Source organism: Burkholderia sp. LA-2-3-30-S1-D2, from assembly GCF_001523915.2.
In the GTDB taxonomy this organism is placed as follows: Bacteria; Pseudomonadota; Gammaproteobacteria; order Burkholderiales; family Burkholderiaceae; genus Burkholderia; species Burkholderia diffusa.
The window spans coordinates 2824390-2841949 of record NZ_CP013384.1 but is presented as its reverse complement, the minus strand read 5'-3'; the positions used below and the strand labels follow the sequence as shown (position 1 = coordinate 2841949).

Here is a 17560-nt window from a genome sequence, read left to right as displayed (position 1 = left end):
GGCACGGGCTTTCCGGCGCGCGGTTTTCGCGGCGGCGCATCCGCGTCGCGACACCGCGCCGAGTCCACGGGGCCTGTCGGCGGCAGGGCGCGCAAGCGCTTTCCCGCACCGGCGGGCCCGACCGCCAGGCCCGCTTTTCGATGACCGACGCTTCCGCCCTGATCAGCCAGTCCTACTCCCGCTATATCGCCCGCGCGGCCGCCGCGCGTCCCGCGCTGTCCGACCAGATCGCCGCGTGGGCCGCCGCGCCGCTCGCCCGTGCGCAGCTCGACGCGCGCCTGACCGAACTGCTCGCATCGCCGGCCGGCGCGGCCGCGCCGGGCGACGAGCAACTGAAGCGCGCGCTGCGGCAGTTGCGTGTCGAGGTGTTCGGCGCGGTCGCGGAGCGCGACCTGCGCGGCGTCGCGGACGTCGCCGAGGTGACGGGCGCGATGACCGATCTCGCCGAGGTGGCCGTGCAGCGCTCGCTCACGCTGCTGTCGGCCGAACTCGAGGCGATGTACGGCGAGCCGCGCGGCGCCGACGGCCAGCGCGTCGTGCTGGGCGTGGTCGGGATGGGCAAGCTCGGCGGCCGCGAGCTGAACGTGTCGTCCGACATCGACCTGATCTTCGTCTACGAGGACGACGGCGAGACCGCCGGCGGCACGCGCTCGCCGCTGTCCACCCAGGAATACTTCACGCGGCTCGGCCGGCGCCTGATCGGCGTGCTGTCCGAAGTCACGGCCGACGGCTACGTGTTTCGCGTCGACATGCGGCTGCGCCCGAACGGCGATTCGGGGCCGCTCGTGTGCAGCCTCGGGATGCTCGAGGAATATTTCTACGTGCAGGGGCGCGAATGGGAGCGCTACGCGTGGATCAAGGGGCGGCTCGTGTCGGAAGGCGACAGCGACGCGGCGCAGCGGCTCGCGTCGCAGCTCGAATCGATCGTCAAGCCGTTCGTGTACCGCCGCTATCTCGATTTCGGCGTGATCGGTGCGATCCGTTCGCTGCACCAGCAGATTCGCCAGGAAGCCGCGCGCCGCGCGTCGATGCGGCCCGACAAGGCCGACGACATCAAGCTCGGGCGCGGCGGGATCCGCGAGATCGAATTCAGCGCGCAGGTGTTCCAGTTGATCCGCGGCGGCCAGGATGCGGAATTCCGCGTACGGCCGACGCTCGCGGTGCTGCGCCATGCGCAGGCGCGCGGGCTGATCGGCGAGGACGTGCGCGAGCGCCTGACCGACGCCTACAACTTCCTGCGCACGCTCGAGCACCGGCTGCAGTACCGCGACGACGCGCAGACGCACGCGATGCCGGTCGATCAGGCCGAGCGCGCGGCGTTGGCCGCGTCGCTCGGCTTTGCCGACTACGCGGCGCTGATGACGGTGCTCGACGGCTACCGCACCTTCGTCGAGGCGCAGTTCGACCAGATCTTTGCCGACAAGGTGAGCGGCGGCCCGTGCGCGGCGGGCGAGGACACCACCGCGTCGTGGATCTGGAGCGGGGCGCTCGCCGACGACGGCGAAGACGACGCGCTGCGCGCGCGCCTCGACGGGCTGGGCTTCACCGATCCGGCGACCGTGCTCGCTCGGCTGCGCGCGATCTGGCAGTCGTCGCGCTACGCGGGCCTGCCGGAAAAGAGCCGGCAACGTTTCGACAGCGTCGCGCAGCGCGCGCTCGAGGCTGCGCCGCGGATCGACGCTGCGCGCCGCGACGACACCATCGTGCGGCTGTTCGACCTGCTCGAGACGGTCAGCCGGCGCGGCGTCTATCTGGCGCTGCTGACCGAGTATCCCGCCGCGCTCGATCGCGTGCTGTCGGTGCTCGGCGCGACGCGCTGGGGCGGCGGCTACCTGATCCGCCATCCACAACTGCTCGACGAACTGCTCGACGACGAAGCGATCGCGAGCCCGTTCGACTGGCCCGCGTTCAAGGACGCATTGCGTGCGCGCCTCGCGGCCGCCGACGGCCCCGAGCAGCAGATGGACCTGCTGCGGCATGCGCAGCACGCGGAGGTGTTCCGCATCCTGCTGATCGATCTGGCGGGCCAGCTGTCGGTCGAGCACGTGAGCGATCGCCTCTCGGAGCTCGCCGACGCTGTGCTCGACGTGACGATCGAGGTTGTCTGGTCGCAGCTCGCGAAGCGCCACCGTGACGTGCCGAAGTTCGCGGTGATCGCGTACGGCAAGCTCGGCGGCAAGGAGCTTGGCTACGCATCGGATCTCGACCTGATCTTCCTGTACGACGACCCCGACGAGCGCTCGGCGGACGTCTACACGACGTTCACGCGACGGCTGATCACGTGGCTCACGACCGCGACCGGCGCCGGCGCGCTGTTCGACATCGACCTCCGGCTGCGGCCGAACGGCGAGGCCGGACTGCTCGTGACCGATCTCGACGCGTTCCGCCGCTACCAGCTGCGCGAGGGCGACGCGGCGAACACCGCGTGGGTGTGGGAGCACCAGGCGCTGACGCGTGCCCGCTACAGCGCGGGCGACACGCAGATCGGCGCCGACTTCGAGGCGATCCGCCAGCAGGTGCTGACGACGCCGCGCGACGGGGCGGTGCTTGCGAAGGAGATCGTCGACATGCGCGGCAAGGTGTTCGCCGGCCACCCGAACCAGACCGAGCTGTTCGACCTGAAGCACGATCGCGGCGGGATGGTCGACATCGAGTTCATCGTCCAGTACTGGGTGCTGCTGCATGCGTCGAGTGATGCCGAGCTGATCCGCAATACCGGCAACATCGCGCTGCTGCGCGAGGTCGCCCGATTCGGGCTGATGGGCGAGGACGAAGCCGAGCGCGTCGGCGCCGCGTACCGCAAGTACCGGAAGCTGCAACACAAGCTGCGGCTCGACGGGATGGAAAAGGCGCGGGTCGATCCGGCGCTGGTGGCCGACGAGCGGGCGGCCGTGACGGCGCTGTGGGAGCGGGTGTTCGGCGCGGTTGAAACGAGTGTTTGATTCGGGCGTTCGAGTCGAGCGTTCGAATCACCGGAGCAGGGCGGCGGCGATCGGGCGGCCGCTGCTGCCGATGAAAAGAGACCGACGCATGTGCCGGTCTCTTTTCATTCGGGGGCCGGGTGCCCGCGTCAGGCCGCGAGCATTTCCTTCGCGTGCTTGCGCGTCGTCGCGGTGATCTCGAGCCCACCGAGCATCCGGGCGACTTCCTCGACCCGGCTCGCCTTGTCGAGCGGGACGACCGACGAGACGGTGCCACCGCGGTCGTCGGCACCCTTCGCAACCTGGAAGTGATGGTCGCCGCGCGCGGCGACCTGTGGCAGGTGGGTCACGCACAGTACCTGGCGGTCACGCCCGAGCTGATGCAGCAGGCGGCCGACCACCTCGGCGACGCCGCCGCCGATGCCCGTGTCGACTTCGTCGAAGATCAGCGTCGGCGTCGGGCTGGCGGCACTCGCGATCACCGCGAGCGCAAGGCTGATCCGTGCGAGTTCGCCGCCCGATGCGACTTTCGCGAGCGGCCGCAGCGGCACGCCGGGGTGTCCGGCGACCCGGAATTCGACCTGCTCGAGCCCGTGCGCGCCACCATCGGCGAGCGGCACGAGCGCGACTTCGAAGCTGCCGCCCGCCATCGATAGTTCCTGCATGCCGGCCGTGACGGCCGTGCCGAGCGCCTTCGCGGCCTGCGCGCGCGCCTTCGACAGGCGTTTCGCGTCAGTGAGATAGGCTTCCCATGCCTTGGCCTGCGCGGCTTCGAGCGCGCCGAGATCGGCGGCTGCGTCGAGCGCGGCGAGCTGCGCGCGGCGTGCCGCATGTTCCTCGTGCAGCGTGTCGGGCGGCAGCCGGAACTTGCGGGCGGTCGAGTGCAGCGCGTCGAGGCGCGTTTCGACCTGCGCGAGCCGGGCCGGGTCGAGATCGAGGCGCTGCGCGTAGTGCGACAGCGAATAGACGGCTTCCTGCAACTGGATCTCGGCCGGTTCGAGCGATGCGAGCGCGTCGCCGAGCCCCGTGTCGTAGTCGGCCAGGCTGCGCAGTTTCGACACGATCGCGCCGAGTTGCGGGAGCATCGCGTCGTCGGCCTCGGACAGCGCGTTGAGCGCACCCTGCACGCCGGCGATCAGATTCGCCGAATGCGACAGGCGCTTGTGCTCGCTGCCGACTTCGTCCCATTCGCCCGGTTGCGGTGCGAGCTTGTCGAGCTCGGCGAGCTGCCATGCGAGCTTCTCGCGTTCGAGCTGCAGTTCGCGCTCGTGCGCCTTCGCGGCGTCGATCGCCTGCGTCGCGTCGCGCCAGACGCGCCACGCGCGTGCGACGTTCGCGGCATCGGCGACGAGCCCCGCGTGCGTGTCGAACAGCTCGCGCTGCGCATCGGGGCGCATCAGCAACTGGTGCGCGTGCTGGCCGTGGATGTCGACCAGCATCTCGCCGAGTTCGCGCAGCTGCGCGAGCGTCGCGCTGGTGCCGTTGATGAATGCGCGCGAGCGGCCGTTCGCGTCGATCACGCGGCGCAGCATCACGGTGTCCTCAGTGTCGAACGCGTGTTCGTCGAGCCAGTGCGCGACGCGGTCGTGCGGCGTGAATTCTGCGGTGATGTCGGCGCGGCCGCAGCCGGCGCGCACGACGCTCGCGTCGGCGCGTTCGCCGAGCGCGAGGGCGAGGGCGTCGATCAGGATCGATTTGCCGGCGCCGGTTTCGCCGGAAAAGACGGTAAAGCCGCTGTCGAATTCGAGATCGAGCGCGGCGACGATGACGAAGTCGCGAATCGAGAGGTGGCGGAGCATGGTGTCGGGCTCAGGGGCGTCAGAACGCCTTGTCGTCTTCGTTCGACGCGTGTTCGTTCCAGTGCAGCTTCTTGCGCAGCGTCGAGAAATAGCTGTAGCCGACCGGGTGCAGGAACGGCACCGTGTGCTTCGAGCGGCGCACCTCGATCGTGTCGTTCAGTTCGAGCGCGGTGAACGATTGCATGTCGAAATTCACGTTGACGTCGCGCCCGCCGACGATCTGGATCGCGATCTTCGAATCGTCGGGCAGCACGATCGGCCGGTTCGACAGCGCGTGCGGCGCGATCGGCACGAGCACGATGCCCTGGAGCTGCGGATGGAGGATCGGGCCGGCCGACGACAGCGCGTACGCGGTCGAGCCCGTCGGCGTGGCGACGATCAGGCCGTCCGAACGCTGGTTGTACATGTACCGGCCGTCGACCGACGCGCGCAGCTCCACCATCCCCGAGAAGCCGCTGCGGTTCACGACGACGTCGTTGAACGCGAGCGCATGGTAGATCGGTTCGCCGTCGCGCACGATCCGGGCCTCGAGCAGCGAGCGCTCCTCGCGCTCGAACTTGCCCGCCAGCATCACGGGGATGCGTGCGTGCATGTCGGCCGCCGCGATGTCCGTGATGAAGCCGAGCCGCCCGTGGTTGATCCCGATCAGCGGTGTCCGGTACGGCGCAAGCTGGCGGCCGATGCCGAGCATCGTGCCGTCGCCGCCCAGCACGACCGCCACGTCCGCACGCGCCCCGATTTCGGCCGGGGTGAGCGCCGGATAGCCGGTGATGCCGAACTCGCGCGCGGTATCGCCTTCAAATACGACCTCGAAGCCCAGCTTCGCTAGGCTGGCAGCCAGGGTGGCGAGCGGCTCGGCGATGCCGGGCGTGTTGCTCCGGCCGACGAGCGCGACAGTGTTGAACTGATTACCGGTTTTCATGCCGGCATTACACCATAGCTCGTTGACGAAAAGAACCGGCCGTGCGGCGGCGGGGCCGGATCGGGCCGGCCCGCGCAACAATGGCCGACGCCACTCGCCGCGGTCGCGTGGTTGCGCTAAAATTTTCCACCATGCTAGATCCTCGCGCACGAACCCTCCTGAAAACCCTGATCGAACGGTATATCGCCGACGGTCAGCCAGTCGGATCGCGCACGTTGTCCCGTTACTCCGGGCTCGAGCTGAGCCCGGCGACGATCCGCAACGTGATGTCCGACCTGGAGGAGCTCGGCCTCGTGTCGAGCCCGCACACGTCGGCCGGCCGCGTGCCGACGCCGCGCGGATACCGGTTGTTCGTCGACACGATGCTGACGGTCGAGGCGCCGATCGACGCCGAGGCCGTCGCGCGGCAGGTGCAGAACACGCTGCAGGCCGGTGAGCCGCAGCAGCGGGTGGTGGCGGCCGCCGCGAGCGTGCTGTCGAACCTGTCGCAGTTCGCGGGTGTCGTGCTGACGCCGCGGCGCAGCCACGTGTTCAAGCAGATCGAGTTCATGCGCCTGTCGGACAAGCGCATCCTGCTGATCATCGTCACGCCCGAGGGCGACGTGCAGAACCGGATGCTCGCGACGCCGCGCGACTACTCGCCGTCGCAACTGACCGAGGCGTCCAATTACATCAACGCGCATTTCGCCGGCCTGTCGTTCGACGAGGTGCGCCGCCGCCTGCGCGACGAGATCGACCAGTTGCGCGGCGACATGACCACGCTGATGCACGCGGCCGTGACGGCCAGCACCGAGGTGCCCGACACCGAGGACACCGTGCTGATTTCCGGCGAGCGCAACCTGCTCGAAGTGGCGGATCTTTCCTCCGACATGGCGCGGCTGCGCAAGCTGTTCGACGTGTTCGACCAAAAGACGGGCCTCCTGCAATTGCTCGACGTGTCGAGCCACGCCCAGGGCGTGCAGATCTTCATCGGCGGCGAATCGACGCTGGTGCCGATCGAGGAAATGAGCGTCGTGACCGCGCCCTACGAGGTGAACGGCCAGATCGTCGGCACGCTCGGCGTGATCGGCCCGACCCGCATGGCGTACAACCGCGTGATCCCGATCGTCGACATCACCGCGCGGCTGCTGTCGCTCACGCTGAGCCAGCAGTAACCTGAACCGATCCCGTTCAGCCATCGTGCCGCGACGCCGCGTGCGCTGCCAGTCGGCCGAACGGCCAGCCAACCCCAGCGAGCCGGCCCGCTATAATTGAGGGCCGTCCGACTGCGTGCCTCGAGCACGTTCCTGCCCATGCGTTTCGATCTTGAGCCGCCTTCGAGCGTTGCGGCCGCCCATCCCATCGGCGTGCTGCTGATCAATCTCGGCACGCCCGACGCTCCGACACCGCGCGCGGTGCGGCGCTATCTGGCCGAATTCCTGTCGGATCCCCGCGTCGTCGAAATCCCGCAGGTCGTCTGGCAGATACTGCTGCGCACGCTGATCCTGCCGCTGCGCGGTCGCGCGTCCGCGAAGAAATATGCGGCAGTGTGGATGCCCGAGGGCTCGCCGCTGCGCGTGTACACCGAGCGCCAGACCGAAGGCGTGCGCCACCTGCTCGCATCGAACGGCTACCAGGTGACGGTCGACTACGCGATGCGCTACGGCAGCCCAGGCATTGCCCAGGCACTCGCGCAGTTCAAGCGCGCGGGCGTCGAGCGTGTGCTGCTGATGCCGATGTATCCGCAGTACTCGGCGTCCACCACCGCGACCGCATTCGATGCCGCGTTCGCCGCGCTCGCGCGGATGCGCAACCAGCCGGAAGTGCGCACGGTGCGGCAATATGCCGACCATCCGGCCTACATCCACGCGCTTGCCGAGCAGGTGCGTCAGTACTGGGCGCAGCACGGCCGGCCCGACTTCGCGGCCGGCGACAAGCTCGTGCTGAGTTTTCACGGGGTGCCGAAACGCACGCTCGACCTGGGCGACCCTTATCATGACCAGTGCCAGCAGACGGGCGCGCTGCTGATGGCCGCGCTCGGGCTGTCGACGCTCGAGTGCCGCGTGACGTTCCAGTCGCGCTTCGGCAAGGCCGAGTGGCTGCAGCCGTACACCGCGCCGACGCTGCGCGAACTCGGCGAGGCCGGCGTGCGGCGGGCCGACGTGTTCTGCCCCGGTTTTACGGCCGATTGTCTGGAGACGATCGAGGAGATCGGGATGGAGGTGCGCGACGAGTTCATCGCGGGCGGCGGCCAAGCCTTCCACCGGATTCCGTGTCTGAACGGCGCGTCCGCGTGGATCGGCGCGGTGGGCGAGATTGTCGCCGAGAATTTGCAGGGCTGGCCGGTGAAGGCCGCACAGCCCGAAACGGTGAATTGAACGCGATGAACTACAGGATTTCGACGGAACCCGGCGCGAAGCTGCGCATCGACAAATGGCTGTGGGCAGCGCGCTTCTTCAAGACGCGCTCGCTCGCGTCCGACGCGGTCGACAAGGGCCACGTGAAGATCGGCGGCGCGGCCGTCAAGCCGGCGAAGGACGTGCGCGTCGGCGACGAGGTCGAGATTGCGATCGACGGTGTCGTCTGGCACATTGCCGTGCTGGGCATTTGCGACGTGCGCGGACCCGCGAGCATCGCGCAGACGCTTTACGAGGAAACGGAAGCGGGGCGCGTCGCGCGGCTCGCCGAACTGGAGCGGCGCCGCACGTATCGTGAGCCGGCGGCGAATCTGCACGGCCGGCCGACCAAGCGCGACCGGCGCATCATCGACAGATTTTCTGGTGGGAGCTGAACATCTGGTCGAAAGTCGCCCGCGCGCTTCCGTATTCGGTCGTGCGGTCGGTCACGGCTCCGGACAGACAGATGGTGGTGGTGCCGGCGATCAGTACCAGCGCGACCACCGATATGGCAAAGGTCAGTTTCACGGTACTCGCCTCGATGGGACGGTGAATGCAGCGCCAGGTGGATGTCAGGCGGCGGTAAGCTAGGGTAAACGCGCTTTCTCGACGCTTGAGTGGAGTGTAGTGCAGCCCCCTGTGCCGAGCTAGTACTTGCCTGGTAAGCGTTGTTACCGACCGTTTCGTCCGATCTGGCGACAAATGCGCGCAATCGGGCGGGGTGCGGCGCGGTTGTTTCGCAGTGTTGGCGAATACCGGCGAATAACCCTCTTGAAACCGCAGTTTTCGCCCTTATTTGCACCAACAATGTGCGGTGTCGCCGGCTACGGTCCGGCGGTTGCCGATTTGGCTTCAACCTCTAATCGACTTTCAGCGACATGGAAAACACGCAAGAGAACCCGGCTACCCAATCGGCCGAAGACATCGGCAGCGAGAAGCAGGCGGCGCAAGGCGCTGCTCCCGCCGCCGAAGCAGCCGACGCTGCGCTCGCGGAGGCTCAAGCCAAGGTCGCCGAGCTGCAGGAGAGCTTCCTCCGGGCGAAGGCCGAGACCGAGAACGTCCGCCGCCGTGCGCAGGAAGACGTCTCGAAGGCGCACAAGTTTGCGATCGAAGGCTTCGCGGAGCACCTGCTGCCCGTGCTGGACAGCCTCGAGGCCGCCGTCAGCGATACGTCCGGCGACATCACGAAGGTGCGCGAAGGCGTCGAGCTGACGCTGCGCCAGCTGACGAGCGCGCTCGAGAAGGGCCGCGTCGTCGCGATCAACCCGGTCGGCGAGAAGTTCGATCCGCACCAGCACCAGGCGATTTCGATGGTGCCGGCCGATCAGGAACCGAATACCGTCGTGACCGTCCTCCAAAAGGGTTACACGATCGCGGACCGCGTGCTGCGCCCGGCGCTCGTCACGGTCGCCCAGCCGAAGTAAGGCTGCCGCGATGGTTCCCGCCGGCGTCGATCCGGCCGCGTTCGAAGCGTTCGACATGCAGGCGCTGGCGGCCGACACGTTCGACGCGGCGATCGCCGGCGCCGGCGATGCACTCGCCGTGGTGTTCTTCTGGGGCGTCGACTGCTTCAACTGCGAGATCGCGAAGAAGGCGATGCTCGCCCAGACGGACGCGATGCGCGCGCTGGACCTGAAGTGGTTCCATTGCAACGTGTATGAACATCATGAGCTGGGGCGCCGCTTCGGCCTGCACGGTGTGCCGACGTGGTTCTTTTTCCATCGCGGCAAGCGGCTCGGCCGCGCGACCGGCTGGCATGGCCTCGCGCAGTTCCAGGCGGCTGTGTCGGCGGCGCGCGCGAAGGTTGCCGCGGCGGCAGGCGCGCCGTCGGACCGCGACGACGGTCCGCACGATCCGGCTACCGGCATCGATTGAAAAAATTTAATACCCGCATCGCTTGGCGGGTCTTGAAAACGGATCGGCCGGACGCATTTCGGGAACAGAGTTGAATTCTGGCGCGCGAAACCACCCAAAAACGCGGGGTTTCGCGCAGCAAACAGGCATTTCTGGAGATTAGCAAAAATGGGAAAGATCATCGGTATTGACCTCGGCACCACGAACTCGTGCGTCGCCATCATGGAAGGCAACCAGGTCAAGGTCATCGAGAACTCGGAAGGCACGCGCACGACGCCGTCGATCATCGCCTACATGGACGATAACGAAGTGCTCGTCGGCGCACCGGCCAAGCGTCAGTCCGTGACCAACCCGAAGAACACGCTGTTCGCGGTGAAGCGCCTGATCGGCCGCCGCTTCGAAGAGAAGGAAGTCCAGAAGGACATCGGCCTGATGCCGTATACGATCATCAAGGCCGACAACGGCGACGCATGGGTCGAAGCGCACGGCGAGAAGCTGGCGCCGCCGCAGGTTTCGGCGGAAGTGCTGCGCAAGATGAAGAAGACGGCCGAAGACTACCTCGGCGAGCCGGTCACGGAAGCCGTGATCACGGTGCCGGCGTACTTCAACGACAGCCAGCGTCAGGCAACCAAGGACGCCGGCCGCATCGCGGGCCTCGAAGTCAAGCGGATCATCAACGAGCCGACCGCGGCTGCGCTCGCGTTCGGCCTCGACAAGGCCGAGAAGGGCGACCGCAAGATCGCCGTGTATGACCTCGGCGGCGGCACGTTCGACGTATCGATCATCGAGATCGCGGACGTCGACGGCGAAATGCAGTTCGAAGTGCTGTCGACCAACGGCGACACGTTCCTCGGTGGCGAGGACTTCGACCAGCGCATCATCGATTACATCATCGGCGAGTTCAAGAAGGAGCAGGGTGTCGACCTGTCGAAGGACGTGCTCGCGCTGCAGCGCCTGAAGGAAGCCGCTGAAAAGGCGAAGATCGAGCTGTCGTCGAGCCAGCAGACCGAAATCAACCTGCCGTACATCACGGCCGACGCATCGGGCCCGAAGCACTTGAACCTGAAGATTACCCGCGCGAAGCTGGAAGCGCTGGTCGAGGATCTGGTCGAGCGCACGATCGAACCGTGCCGCATCGCGATCAAGGACGCGGGCGTCAAGGTGTCGGACATCGACGACGTGATCCTGGTCGGTGGCCAGACCCGCATGCCGAAGGTGCAGGAGAAGGTGAAGGAGTTCTTCGGCAAGGACCCGCGCCGTGACGTGAACCCGGACGAAGCCGTCGCAGTCGGCGCGGCGATCCAGGGCCAGGTCCTGTCGGGCGACCGCAAGGACGTGCTGCTGCTCGACGTGACCCCGCTGTCGCTCGGCATCGAGACGCTCGGCGGCGTGATGACGAAGATGATCAACAAGAACACGACGATCCCGACGAAGCACGCACAGGTGTATTCGACGGCGGACGACAACCAGTCGGCCGTGACGATCAAGGTGTTCCAGGGCGAACGCGAGATGGCGGCAGGCAACAAGCTGCTCGGCGAGTTCAACCTCGAAGGCATCCCGCCGTCGCCGCGCGGCGTGCCGCAGATCGAAGTGACCTTCGACATCGACGCGAACGGCATCCTGCACGTCGGCGCGAAGGACAAGGCGACCGGCAAGGAAAACAAGATCACGATCAAGGCGAACTCGGGACTGTCCGAAGCTGAAATCGACCAGATGATCAAGGACGCGGAAGCGAACGCAGCGGAAGACCACAAGCTGCGCGAGCTGGCCGATTCGCGCAACCAGGGCGACGCGCTGGTCCACAGCACGAAGAAGGCGCTCACCGAGTACGGCGACAAGCTGGAAGCGGGCGAGAAGGAAAAGATCGAAGCGGCGCTGAAGTCGCTCGAGGACGTGCTGAAGGATACGTCGGCCGACAAGGCGGCGATCGACGCGAAGGTCGAGGAACTCGGTCAGGCTTCGCAGAAGCTCGGCGAAAAGATGTACGCCGACATGCAGGCGCAGCAGGCCGGTGCGGCCGGCGCGGCGGGGGCAGCGGAAGGCGCGGCCCACGCGGGCGGCGCGCAGCAGGCTGCGGACGACGTCGTCGACGCCGAGTTCAAGGAAGTGAAGAAGGACTGAGCCGGGTTGCCATGGCACCGCACGCCGCGCGCGACACGCGCGCGGCGCGGCTGAACAGCGGTCTGTCTTTCCTTCCGGATGGCCGGATCGACTCCACGCCTGGCGGGCTTCGCGGCCCTCCGGGCACATTTGTTTTTTGGCGGGTGCTGCGCGAGCCGTCCGCGGACGGCGCAGCGCCAGACGAGTCGAGAGACTTTACTGCGGGCGAAAGGAGCCGCCGCGTGCGTGACGCGCGACGGCACAGCGAATCGATATGGCGAAACGGGATTACTACGAGGTTCTGGGCGTCGCGAAGAATGCGAGCGACGACGAAATCAAGAAGGCGTATCGCAAGCTTGCGATGAAGTATCACCCTGACCGCAATCCGGACAGCAAGGATGCGGAAGAGCATTTCAAGGAAGTGAAGGAAGCCTATGAAATGCTGTCGGACGACCAGAAGCGCGCGGCGTACGATCAGTACGGCCACGCGGGCGTCGATCCGAACATGGGCGGTGCGGGCGGACAGGGTTTCGGCGGTTTCGCGGATGCGTTCGGCGACATCTTCGGCGACATCTTCGGTCAGGCCGCGGGCGGCGCCGCGCGTGGCGGCCGCGGCGGTCCGCAGGTGTATCGCGGTGCCGACCTGCGCTACAGCATGGAAATCACGCTCGAGCAGGCCGCGCACGGCTACGACACGCAGATCCGCGTGCCGAGCTGGGTCTCATGCGAAGTCTGTCACGGGTCGGGCGCGAAGCCTGGCACGAAGCCGGAAACCTGCCCGACTTGCCACGGCCAGGGCACGGTGCGCATGTCGCAGGGCTTCTTCAGCATCCAGCAGACCTGCCCGAAGTGTCACGGCACCGGCACCTACATCCCCGAACCGTGCGCGCACTGCCACGGATCGGGCAAGGTGAAGGAAACCAAGACGCTCGAAGTGAAGATCCCGGCCGGCATCGACGACGGGATGCGGATCCGCTCGGCCGGCAACGGCGAGCCTGGCATCAACGGCGGGCCGCCGGGCGACCTGTACGTCGAGATCCACATCAAGCCGCACTCGGTGTTCGAGCGCGACGGCGACGATCTCCACTGCCAGATGCCGATCCCGTTCACGACCGCCGCACTCGGCGGCGAGATCGAGGTGCCGACGCTGGCCGGCCGTGCGTCGTTCCCGGTGCCGGAAGGTACCCAGTCGGGCAAGACGTTCCGCCTGCGCGGCAAGGGGATCAAGGGTCTGCGTTCGAGCATCGCGGGCGATCTGTACGTACACGTGCAGGTCGAGACGCCCGTGAAGCTGACCGATCAGCAGCGCGACCTGCTCAAGCAGTTCGAGAAGTCGCTGGCCGAGGGCGGTGCGCGTCACAGTCCGCAGAGCAAGAGCTGGTTCGACCGGATGAAGAGCTTCTTCGAGTGACGGCATGACTGAAGGCAACGAGAGCGCGTCGTTCGCGCTCTTGGACGATTGCGACTCGACCGCGTCCACGCGGTCGAGTCGTTTGTATTCCGGTTTCGTGCGGGAGCGCTTGTGTACGGATCCGGCACGGCTCGACGAGCTCGATGTGGCGGTGGCGCAGGATCTGCGCGACGGGCTGCATGCGGTCGTCGTCGGCGATTACGAATTCGGACGCAATCTTGAAAGAGCGCAGCCGGGCCATGCCCCGCTGCGCTTTTTGCTGTATGCGCGCTGCGAGCGCCTGTCGCGCGACGAAGTCGATGCGTGGCTCGCGCAGCAGGACGGCGGCGGCCCGCCGTCGATCGCGGGCGTCGCGCATGTCGCGAAGAGCGTGTCGCGCGACGCGTTCGACGCGGCGATCGCCGCAGTGCACGACGCGCTGCGCGCGGGCGATTCGTACCAGATCAACTACACGTATCGGCTGAATTTCGACATGTTCGGCACGCCGCTCGCGCTGTACCGGCGGCTGCGCGCGCGTCAGCCCGTGCGTTATGGCGCGCTGATCGCGCTGCCCGACAGTGCGTGGGTCGTGTCGTGCTCGCCGGAGCTGTTCGTCGAGAAGCACGGCGACATGCTGCGCGCGCGGCCGATGAAAGGCACCGCGCCGCGCTCGGCCGATCCGCGCGACGACGCGGCGGCCGCCGCGTTCCTCGCGAACGATCCGAAGAACCGCGCGGAAAACGTGATGATCGTCGACCTGCTGCGCAACGACGTGTCGCGGATCGCGCGTACGGGCACGGTCAGGGTGCCGGCGCTGTTCTCGGTCGAGCCGTACGCGTCGGTATGGCAGATGACGTCGACGGTCGAGGCCGGCTGGCGCGACGGCACCACGTTCGCGCAGATGCTGCGCGCGCTGTTTCCATGCGGATCGATCACCGGTGCGCCGAAGCACAAGACGATGGAACTGATCGACGCGATCGAGTCGACGCCGCGCGGGCTCTATACGGGCGCGATCGGCTGGCTCGACGCGCCGAAGGAAGGGGCAGCGGCAGGCGATGCGTCGCCCGGCGATGCGACCGGCTGCGGCGATTTCTGCCTGTCGGTCGCAATCCGGACGCTGATGCTCGAGGCGGTCGATGTCGATGCTGCCGCAACGATCGACACGCGTGACGCGGCAGCGGCCGCTCGCGGCCGGCGACGCGGCACGATGGGGGTCGGCGCGGGCATCGTGCTCGACAGCGTCGCCGCCGACGAATATGCGGAGTGCGAATTGAAAGCGCGATTCCTGACCGACGCCGATCCCGGCTTCCAGTTGTTCGAAACCACCGCCGCGACGCGTGCGGACGGCATCCGGCATCTCGAGCGCCATCTCGCGCGGCTGCGGCGCAGCGCGGATGCATTCGGCTTCCGCCTCGACGCCGATGCGTTGCGCCGCGAGATCGACGCGCGCTGCGCGGCGCTCGACGGCGATGGTCCGTACCGGATGAAGCTCGCGCTCGCGAAGGACGGCACGATCGACATCATGGCCGCGACGATGAAACCGCTACCCGCTGGGCCGGTCGGCGTGATGCTTGCGTCCGCGCACGGGTTCGCACCGACCCGCACGGACGACGCGCTGCTGCTGCACAAGACGACGCGCCGTGCCGAATACGATCGCGCATGGCAGGCGGCGGAGGCGCTTGGTGGCTTCGACATGCTGTTTGTCAACGAGCGCGGCGAGGTGACGGAAGGCGGGCGCTCGAACCTGTTCGTGAAGCTCGACGGCCAGTGGGTGACCCCGCCGCTGTCGAGCGGTGTGCTGCCGGGCGTGATGCGCGGCGTGCTGCTCGACGATCGCACATTCGGCGCCCAAGAGCGCATCGTCACGCTCGACGATCTGGCGCGCGCCGAGGCGCTGCTGCTGACCAATGCACTGCGCGGCGCGCTCGATGCGGTATTGAAATGACGCGATGAACGACTGGGCCGCGTGCCCGACGAACCGATACCGCTGATCTTCGGCAACACCGCATTCAAGGAAAAAGCGCGGCGCCCCGCAAAGGGTGCCGCGCTTTTTTTCGGATCGAACAGGCGCCGGCCGCGCGTCAGAACGAGTGTTCCGGGCCTGGGAACGAGCAGTCCTTCACCGCGCTCACGTACGCCTCGACGGCCGCCTGGATGTTCGGCTGGCCCTGCATGAAATCCTTCACGAAACGCGGGCGCTTGCCGGGGAAAATGCCGAGCATGTCGTGCAGCACCAGCACCTGGCCCGAGCATTCGAGGCCCGCGCCGATGCCGATCGTCGGGATTTTCAGCATGTGCGTGACTTCGGACGCGACGAGCGTCGGCACCGCTTCGAGCACCACGAGCTGCGCGCCCGCGTCCTCGATCGCGCGCGCATCGCGCAGCAGCTGCGCGGCGCCAGCTTCCGTGCGGCCTTGCACCTTGAAGCCGCCGAACGCATGCACCGACTGCGGCGTGAGGCCGAGGTGCGCGCACACCGGCACCGAGCGTTCAACGAGGAAGCGGACCGTGTCGGCGAGCCACTCACCGCCCTCGAGCTTGACCATCTGCGCGCCGGCGCGCATCAGCGTGACCGCGTTCGCGAACGCCTCGGCCGGTGTGCCGTACGTGCCGAACGGCAGATCGGCGACGACGAGCGCGCGCGGCTGCGCACGCGCGACGCATGCGGTGTGGTACGCGATGTCGTCGATCGACACCGGGAGCGTGGTGGTGTGACCCTGCAGCACGTTGCCGAGCGAGTCGCCGATCAGCAGCACGTCGGTGCCGGCGCGATCGAGCAGCGCGGAAAAGCTCGCGTCGTAGCAGGTGAGCATCGCGATCTTCTCGCCGGCCTCGCGCATTGCCTGCAGCTTGGGCACAGTGACGGCAGGCCGGCTCGATTCCTGGAGATAGGTCATGGGGAAATCCGGTTCGATGGGGGAGGAACGACAGGCGAGGACGCGTCAGCGCGTCGTTTCGCCCTTGACGAAGAATTCCTTGCGGCCGCGCATCGTGTCGATGCGCTCGATCAGCAGCGCGAGGTCTTCGGGGGAGTCTTGCGGGTTCAGGTGTTCGGCTGCGACCGTGAGTACCGGCGTTCGGTCGTAGTGATAGAAGAATTCGTTGTACGCATCGACGAGCGAGCGCAGGTACGCGTCGCTGATCTGCAGCTCCATTGGCAGCCCGCGCTTCTGGATGCGCGAGAACAGCACCTCGGGGCTCGCCTGCAGATAGACGACGAGATCGGGCGCGGGGGCTTGCGGGACGTCGAGGTGCGTCGCGATCGACCGGTACAACTGCCATTCGTCTTCCGGCAGGTTCAGCCGCGCGAAGATGTCGTTCTTCTGCGGCATGAAATCGGCGACGACGGGCCGGCCCGTATCGAGCGCGCCGATCAGTTCGCGCGCCTGCTGCGCGCGCTGCAGCGCGAACGACAACTGCGCGGGCAGCGCGTAGCGCGCGGTGTCGCGATAGAAGCGTTCGAGGAACGGGTTGTCCTGCGGGCGCTCGAGCAGCGTCTGCATCGACCAGCGCTCGGCGAAGAGGCGCGCGAGCGTCGTCTTGCCGACGCCGATCGGCCCTTCGATCACCAGATAGCGATGCGGGGCGCGCAGGTCGGGCGCGGTGACGGTCAGCGGAGTGATGTTCATCGGCAGCGGTTCTTGTCGGCGTCAGCGCCGGCGGCAAGGGCCTTCTGCATCAGGCATTGACAGGTCTGCACCTTCTCGACGCGCTGATCCGCGACAGAGGCGAGGTACGCATCGGCGCGGCCGCGCGCGGGGATGTCGAGCGCCGGCTCGATCTCGACGAGCGGCACGAGCGCGAATGCGCGATCGGTGAGGCGCGGATGCGGGACGATCAGGTCGGGTTCGTCGATCGAATCGGAGCCGAACAGCAGGATGTCGAGGTCGAGCGTGCGCGGCGCGTTGCGATACGGGCGCTCGCGCCCGAAGTGATGTTCGATCTTCTGGCAGAGCGCGAGCAACTCACGGGCCGACAGCGTCGTGTCGAGCTTGACGACGCAGTTGTAGTAATCGTCGCCGCCCGCTTCGAAGGGCGCCGTGCGATACAGGCTCGATTTGCCGAGGATCGAGATGGTGCGCTGCTGCGCGAGGCACACCACCGCGTCCTTCAGGGTCTGGCGCGCATCGCCGAGATTCGCCCCCAGTCCGATATATGCAACCGTCATGGCATCACTTCCTACGTCGTTCGCCGGCGCG

At 67.4% G+C, this 17560-nt stretch carries 15 protein-coding genes; 9 read left to right on the top strand and 6 right to left on the bottom strand.

The features are described 5' to 3' along the window. The first annotated feature begins 140 nt into the window (after nucleotides 1-140). Complete coding sequence (gene glnE / locus WS66_RS26140) at nucleotides 141-2942, top strand: bifunctional [glutamate--ammonia ligase]-adenylyl-L-tyrosine phosphorylase/[glutamate--ammonia-ligase] adenylyltransferase (RefSeq protein WP_059608294.1); 2802 nt, start codon at nucleotides 141-143, stop codon at nucleotides 2940-2942. Nucleotides 2943-3070: 128 nt separating this feature from the next. Here glnE and recN read toward each other — a convergent pair whose 3' ends face one another. Continuing rightward, nucleotides 3071-4720, bottom strand: a complete 1650-nt coding sequence (gene recN, locus WS66_RS26135) for a DNA repair protein RecN (protein ID WP_059608295.1) — start codon at nucleotides 4718-4720, stop codon at nucleotides 3071-3073. Between the two features lie 19 nt (nucleotides 4721-4739). Beyond that, nucleotides 4740-5642 carry an NAD kinase gene (locus WS66_RS26130; protein ID WP_059608296.1) on the bottom strand — a complete coding sequence of 301 codons (903 nt, stop codon included), beginning with the start codon at nucleotides 5640-5642 and terminating at the stop codon, nucleotides 4740-4742. A gap of 131 nt (nucleotides 5643-5773) precedes the next feature. On the opposite strand from WS66_RS26130, the gene hrcA reads away from it, so the two are divergent. From hrcA to WS66_RS26115, 3 genes are all read left to right on the top strand, one after another. After that, nucleotides 5774-6796 carry a heat-inducible transcriptional repressor HrcA gene (gene hrcA / locus WS66_RS26125; RefSeq protein ID WP_011544637.1) on the top strand — a complete coding sequence of 341 codons (1023 nt, stop codon included), beginning with the start codon at nucleotides 5774-5776 and terminating at the stop codon, nucleotides 6794-6796. Nucleotides 6797-6934: 138 nt separating this feature from the next. Then, nucleotides 6935-7999, top strand: coding sequence for a ferrochelatase (gene hemH, locus WS66_RS26120; protein WP_059608297.1), 1065 nt, complete (start codon nucleotides 6935-6937; stop codon nucleotides 7997-7999). A 5-nt stretch (nucleotides 8000-8004) separates the two neighbouring features. Further along, complete coding sequence (locus WS66_RS26115; protein ID WP_059608298.1) at nucleotides 8005-8412, top strand: RNA-binding S4 domain-containing protein; 408 nt, start codon at nucleotides 8005-8007, stop codon at nucleotides 8410-8412. On the opposite strand, the gene WS66_RS34160 is transcribed toward WS66_RS26115, so the two are convergent. Further along, the gene (locus tag WS66_RS34160) at nucleotides 8384-8545 is read right to left on the bottom strand and encodes a hypothetical protein (protein ID WP_006476841.1); all 162 of its coding nucleotides are present in this window, start codon (nucleotides 8543-8545) and stop codon (nucleotides 8384-8386) included. The genes WS66_RS26115 and WS66_RS34160 overlap by 29 nt on opposite strands. A gap of 350 nt (nucleotides 8546-8895) precedes the next feature. Here WS66_RS34160 and grpE point away from each other — a divergent pair, with 350 nt between their 5' ends. The 5 genes from grpE (at nucleotide 8896) to WS66_RS26085 (ending at nucleotide 15306) form a co-directional block, all read left to right on the top strand. Beyond that, nucleotides 8896-9441 carry a nucleotide exchange factor GrpE gene (gene grpE / locus WS66_RS26105; RefSeq protein ID WP_059465453.1) on the top strand — a complete coding sequence of 182 codons (546 nt, stop codon included), beginning with the start codon at nucleotides 8896-8898 and terminating at the stop codon, nucleotides 9439-9441. Between the two features lie 10 nt (nucleotides 9442-9451). Next, nucleotides 9452-9892: a thioredoxin family protein gene (locus WS66_RS26100; protein WP_059608299.1), complete on the top strand. Its 441-nt coding sequence runs from the start codon at nucleotides 9452-9454 to the stop codon at nucleotides 9890-9892. A gap of 147 nt (nucleotides 9893-10039) precedes the next feature. Then, the gene (dnaK, locus tag WS66_RS26095; protein WP_059608300.1) at nucleotides 10040-11992 is read left to right on the top strand and encodes a molecular chaperone DnaK; all 1953 of its coding nucleotides are present in this window, start codon (nucleotides 10040-10042) and stop codon (nucleotides 11990-11992) included. A 253-nt stretch (nucleotides 11993-12245) separates the two neighbouring features. Then, nucleotides 12246-13382, top strand: a complete 1137-nt coding sequence (dnaJ, locus tag WS66_RS26090; protein ID WP_059608301.1) for a molecular chaperone DnaJ — start codon at nucleotides 12246-12248, stop codon at nucleotides 13380-13382. 4 nt (nucleotides 13383-13386) lie between these two features. Further along, on the top strand, nucleotides 13387-15306 hold the full coding sequence (locus WS66_RS26085; RefSeq protein WP_059608302.1) for a chorismate-binding protein: 1920 nt from the start codon (nucleotides 13387-13389) through the stop codon (nucleotides 15304-15306). A gap of 136 nt (nucleotides 15307-15442) precedes the next feature. On the opposite strand, the gene panB is transcribed toward WS66_RS26085, so the two are convergent. Genes panB through folK form a run of 3 tightly spaced genes read right to left on the bottom strand, consistent with a single transcriptional unit; the run spans nucleotide 15443 to nucleotide 17529 of the window. After that, a complete protein-coding gene (gene panB, locus WS66_RS26080) occupies nucleotides 15443-16258 on the bottom strand; it encodes a 3-methyl-2-oxobutanoate hydroxymethyltransferase (protein ID WP_059608303.1) in 816 nt (271 codons plus the stop codon). A 45-nt stretch (nucleotides 16259-16303) separates the two neighbouring features. Then, nucleotides 16304-16990: a deoxynucleoside kinase gene (locus WS66_RS26075; protein WP_059465459.1), complete on the bottom strand. Its 687-nt coding sequence runs from the start codon at nucleotides 16988-16990 to the stop codon at nucleotides 16304-16306. Further along, nucleotides 16987-17529: a 2-amino-4-hydroxy-6-hydroxymethyldihydropteridine diphosphokinase gene (gene folK, locus WS66_RS26070; RefSeq protein WP_059465460.1), complete on the bottom strand. Its 543-nt coding sequence runs from the start codon at nucleotides 17527-17529 to the stop codon at nucleotides 16987-16989. Before folK ends, WS66_RS26075 begins: the two co-directional genes overlap by 4 nt. Nucleotides 17530-17560 lie beyond the last annotated feature (31 nt).